The organism is Lacticaseibacillus hulanensis, assembly GCF_004010095.1.
Taxonomy (GTDB): domain Bacteria; phylum Bacillota; class Bacilli; order Lactobacillales; family Lactobacillaceae; genus Lacticaseibacillus; species Lacticaseibacillus hulanensis.
Window position 1 is genome coordinate 1 of record NZ_RRYD01000008.1, and the last position, 4,756, is coordinate 4,756.

Annotated in this window: 3 protein-coding genes and 1 pseudogene; all 4 read left to right on the forward strand. The window is 37.4% G+C overall.

Features of this window, described 5'->3' with window-relative positions; genetic code table 11:
* Positions 1-391, forward strand: a pseudogene (locus tag EKN00_RS10940) (GH25 family lysozyme); the annotation flags it as partial.
* 49 nt (positions 392-440) lie between these two features.
* Positions 441-1,553 carry an acyltransferase family protein gene (locus tag EKN00_RS02975; protein WP_127848667.1) on the forward strand — a complete coding sequence of 371 codons (1,113 nt, stop codon included), beginning with the start codon at positions 441-443 and terminating at the stop codon, positions 1,551-1,553.
* A gap of 28 nt (positions 1,554-1,581) precedes the next feature.
* Positions 1,582-2,526 (forward strand): glycosyltransferase family 2 protein, encoded by a 945-nt coding sequence (locus tag EKN00_RS02980; protein ID WP_127848668.1) that lies wholly within the window; start codon positions 1,582-1,584, stop codon positions 2,524-2,526.
* Between the two features lie 19 nt (positions 2,527-2,545).
* Positions 2,546-4,396 (forward strand): DUF6020 family protein, encoded by a 1,851-nt coding sequence (locus tag EKN00_RS02985; RefSeq protein WP_164848001.1) that lies wholly within the window; start codon positions 2,546-2,548, stop codon positions 4,394-4,396.
* Positions 4,397-4,756 lie beyond the last annotated feature (360 nt).

Here is a 4,756-nt window from a genome sequence, read left to right on the forward strand (position 1 = left end):
GGCGAACATGTCGGTATATTACCAAAAAACCTTTCAAGTTAAGGTTAAATATAATCATTTAAGTGGTGCTGTTTACTATTCTCTTTATGATAATAATGGTAAGTGGAAGGGTTATATTAACTCAGGTTATACCAAGACGGCTAGGGGTGAGCAGGGCGTTCCACTTGCAGCTAACAAATATGTGGAAATCACAAGTAAATCAGGTACCGTTTGGGCGAACTTTTCACACAAGTCTATGGGAAGTATGTCAGCATACCACCACAAACGGTTCCATGTTCTTGTAAAGTATAATCATTTCACTGGAGCCGTGTATTATTCGCTTTATGATAGAGACAACGACTGGAAGGGCTATGTCAATTCCTGTTATACTTCAAATGTTTCAGGTTTTTAAAGCTGGTTAGCTAGATAAAATGATGCCCGGCATAATTCGGAGGAATTAGATGGCCAAGACTAAACGAAATTCTGCAATAGACATGCTTAAAGTTATTAGCATATATTTCATAATATTGCATCACTATGCGCTTTGGAGTGGCTGGCAATTCACTTCTGGATTTTCCCTAACAAAAACGGCAGCGCAGACTCTCTTGATGGGTGGAAAGCTAGGCGTTGACATTTTTGTCATGATTACAGGTTATTTTGTAATCAGATCAACCGCCAAGGTAAAGAGCCTTGTGACGATTTGGATTGAAACCACTTTAATATCTTTAACGGTATACTTTGTGATGGTCGGTTTTCATTTAGGCGGTGTAACTTTTTCGTTGCATGATTTTGTGCTTGATGCACTACCTATTTTGTTTGCAAGATATTGGTTTGTAACGGCGTATACCTTGCTGTACTTCAGCATTCCAATTCTCAATAACGTATTTCTACGGATTTCAAATGCGGCTAGATTACGAATGTTGACAGTCATGTTTGTATTGTTCTCGTTGGTTCCGTTACTTTTTTACGAAAAAGGAATGACGTTTAGCTTCCCAATCTGGTTTATGTTCTTGTATTTAGTGGGCGCGTATTTACGATTAAATGCGGATGATTTGAAAAAGATTTCTAAAATCAAGCTTTGGCTTTTACTAGGTCTGTTATCCGCAGTGTCAATTGCTGCAAATATTTTTCTTCAATGGGCTTTATCGACGGGTGGGAGATTAAAGCAAATCATCACATTTCTTGGGTGGAACGAAACGGTTTTTTACACACGAGATGCAAGTCCGCTGATGTTACTGATGGCAGTTGTCATAATGCTTTTGGTTATGCAGATGACATTGAGTCCTAAACCATTTGTACAATATCTAACTCGTGCAGCATTTGGGGTTTACCTGCTACAAAGCTCACCAGTATTTAGCACCAATTTTTTGTGGCCGACCGTTGTTAATGCAAAGAGGTTTACTTCGGGAGGTGTGATTATTGGGTATGGGTTGTTTGTTGCCGCAGTGATATACATTGTTGGATCGATACTCTACTCAGTGCTTTTTCCGATTCGACAATTAGTATTGAAAATAATTAACCAGCCAATCATCAAAGTTCAACAATGGTTTTCTAAAGTGAAGATTGACGATTGATTTTATTAATGAAAATAGGAGTAAAACAATGAAACTTGCTGTTCTGATTCCTTGTTACAACGAAGGCTTAACTATTGAAAAGGTAGTTACGGATTTCAAACGAGAACTACCTGATGCCTACATCTACGTTTATGACAACAATTCCTCAGATGATACTTCAGCACTTGCCAAAAAAGCGGGTGCGATTGTTCGTAAAGAACCTCGTCAGGGTAAGGGCTTTGTAGTACGTCAAATGTTTTTTGACATTGATGCAGATTACTACATCATGGTTGATGGTGATGATACTTACCCAGCTGAAGCGGTTCATAGTTTAGTTCAGCCCTTAATAGATGGTGAAGCGGACATGACTATTGGTGATCGTCTTTCAAATGGCACGTACGCTCAGGAGAATAAACGGGCATTTCACGGCTTTGGGAACGATTTGGTTCGCAACTCAATTAACTTTCTGTACAACGGACATGTTAACGATGTAATGACCGGATATCGCGGTTTTAATGCAGCTTTTGTAAAAAGTTTTCCAGTCATGAGTAATGGATTTCAGATTGAAACTGAGTTTACTATCCATGCATTGGACAAACGATTTAAGTTAGTTGAATTACCAATTGATTACCGTGATCGGCCAGAAGGCAGTTTTTCAAAGCTAAATACATTTTCTGATGGATTTAAAGTTTTGATGACCATTTTAAGGATGGTTCAGGAATCCAGACCAATACTTTTTTATGGAGTCCTAAGTTTGATTTTTGCAGTGCTTGGGGTAGGAATTGGTCTTCCCGTAATAGTTGAATTTGCAAAAACGCATTTTATCACAAAATTGCCATCTGCTGTTTTAGCAACCGGACTGATTATAATTGCGCTGTTACTCCTAATCACGGGAATTATTCTCAATGCAGCTACGAAGACTGACAAGAAGAATTACGAATTAAATCTATACCGAGTATTTTCAGAAATTAACAAAAATAAAAAGAACAATTAACGAAGGGCTGTGTTTTGTTTTGAATATTCCACGTGAAAAGTGGACCAGGATTAGCATAACGGCGTTAATCTTTGTTCTTGGGATAACATCGGGTTTTTCTTATTACCAATGGTCGTGGTCAATAACAGTGATTTTTTCTGTGATATCAGCAATGATTTTTGGCTTTATTTATAGACCGATAAATAAAAACGGTGTTAGCCTGTTCTTTAGCGCTTTCATTGGTTTGTTTTGGGTGTATAGCACATTTGCTTTTAACTTCCACAACACATTAGGATTTTTCGTTGGTGCGTTCAGCGCATGGATAATTTATACGCTGGTTTTCTCTTCAGTCATTAATTTTCTGTCTACGCTAAAATTCAATAATGTTGCAACCAAGAAACAGTTAAAGTGGTTTGTACCAAGTTGTTTTGCTTTACTGATTATTGTATGGGGATTTTATCTGGTATGTTTGTGGCCAGGTGTTCTCACTTATGATTCGTACACACAGTGGGGGGAAGTTAATGGGTATGTAACCATTTCTGAATGGCATCCACTTTTCCATACATTCTTACTGGGACTTTTTTCAAAAATCAGCTTATCTCCAGCTCCTTTTTTGATTTTTCAGATAGTTTTCAGCGCAATAGCAGTAACATATGTTCTGACCAAATTGGTTAATAGTGGGCTACCTTTTTGGATTGTAAACTGTATAGCAATTGGATATGCAATTTACCCAATGAATGGTATTCACATGAGTACTGTCTGGAAGGATGTACTTTACAGCGTAGTGCTGCTACTTATGTTCTATTTCACGGCAGAGATTGTTCGCTCAAAAGGTGAGTTTATTAAGAACTGGCGCGGCGTAATAACGTTTGCATTGGTTATGATGGGAACTGCTCTTTTAAGAAAAAATGGTTACTACGTTGTATTAATTGCAATAGCCTTTTTGATCATTACCCAGCATTCAAAAAAAATAATAACATCGAGCTTTATTGCGCTTGCTCTTGTATTCAGCTTTAATTTTGTTACCACGCATGTTTATCATGCTGCTAAGAGTCCCACAACGGAAGCTTTGGCGGTTCCTATGCAACAGATTGCTGCAACGTATCATTCGGGAGGTAATATTCCTGCTGAACAACGCAAATATTTTGATTCTATATTACCAGCTAGTCAATGGAAAAGTAGATACAACGAATATACAGTTGATCCGATTAAGTTTTCAGGATATTTTAAGGGTAACATTATTAACGATAATCCCAAAAAGTTTCTTACAAACTGGTTTAAATTGTTTATACACAATAAATATGGTTTCCTAAAAACTTATCTTAAGCAAACTGCGTTCTTGTTTAAGTTTACAACACCAAAAAATGAGCTGGTTAGCTTGATGGGTTATGGTCTGGAACCAAAATATGATTTCATTTACAACGACTATCAGAATAATCCCGCTGCAGCTACACAAAAACTGCATGTGATGTATGAAACCTATAAACGTACTCAAATTGCTGGAAATCAAAAAGTCATCAGTTTTAACACATACAAATCACGAGTATTACGGGGTAACAAGGTTGTTAGATATGATTCACTGTTCCCCGCTGGTAAACGTCTATTACAACATCTGTTCTGGATAATGCAGTACAAGGTACAAAAGTATCTTGCTAGTGGTGCTATCGGGCTACTCGTCACAGTTTTGGCTATGTGTGTTGCATTCATTAAACTGAGATTCTGGGAAACTGTTGGTGTATTTCTAGTGCCTGCGCTTAATTTTCTTAGTTTAATAGTAGCTGCACCTGCACCTAGTTATCGTTATGTTTACAGTCTGTGTTTTTCTGCCATACTTATTTTGTTTTATGTGTTGGTATGTAAACCGCAGAATGAGAGTAAACAACTTTTTTAGAATGGAAATATCTCCTAATGATTTCACCTGATCATTAGGAGATTTTGTCTTTGGAGGAGATCTATACATTGTTTAATGATTTTGCGTTAAGAAATTCAGTTTCATTAACAATTATTACTTTTGTTTTGGGTGTCGCTACTGGAGAACTATATTATGATTACTCTATTCTTGAGAGCGTTATTTTAGGAACTGTTTGGGGATTAATATATTACGCATCGGCAGTATATGGCGTTAAATCTATCAAGACAATCGTGTGTGGGGTGCTGCTTAGCTTTTTTTGGACGACGAATTGTCAACTCAAGTGCAACTTTTTACCCAGGTAAACTTCTGATGGCGTCTTCCAGCCTAGGACCTTGCGTG

Excerpts from the sequence above, each read along its gene's own strand:
- EKN00_RS02980 (WP_127848668.1), top strand. The coding sequence starts at position 1,582 with ATGAAACTTGCTGTTCTGATTCCTTGTTACAACGAAGGCTTAACTATT.
- EKN00_RS02975 (WP_127848667.1), top strand. The coding sequence starts at position 441 with ATGGCCAAGACTAAACGAAATTCTGCAATAGACATGCTTAAAGTTATT.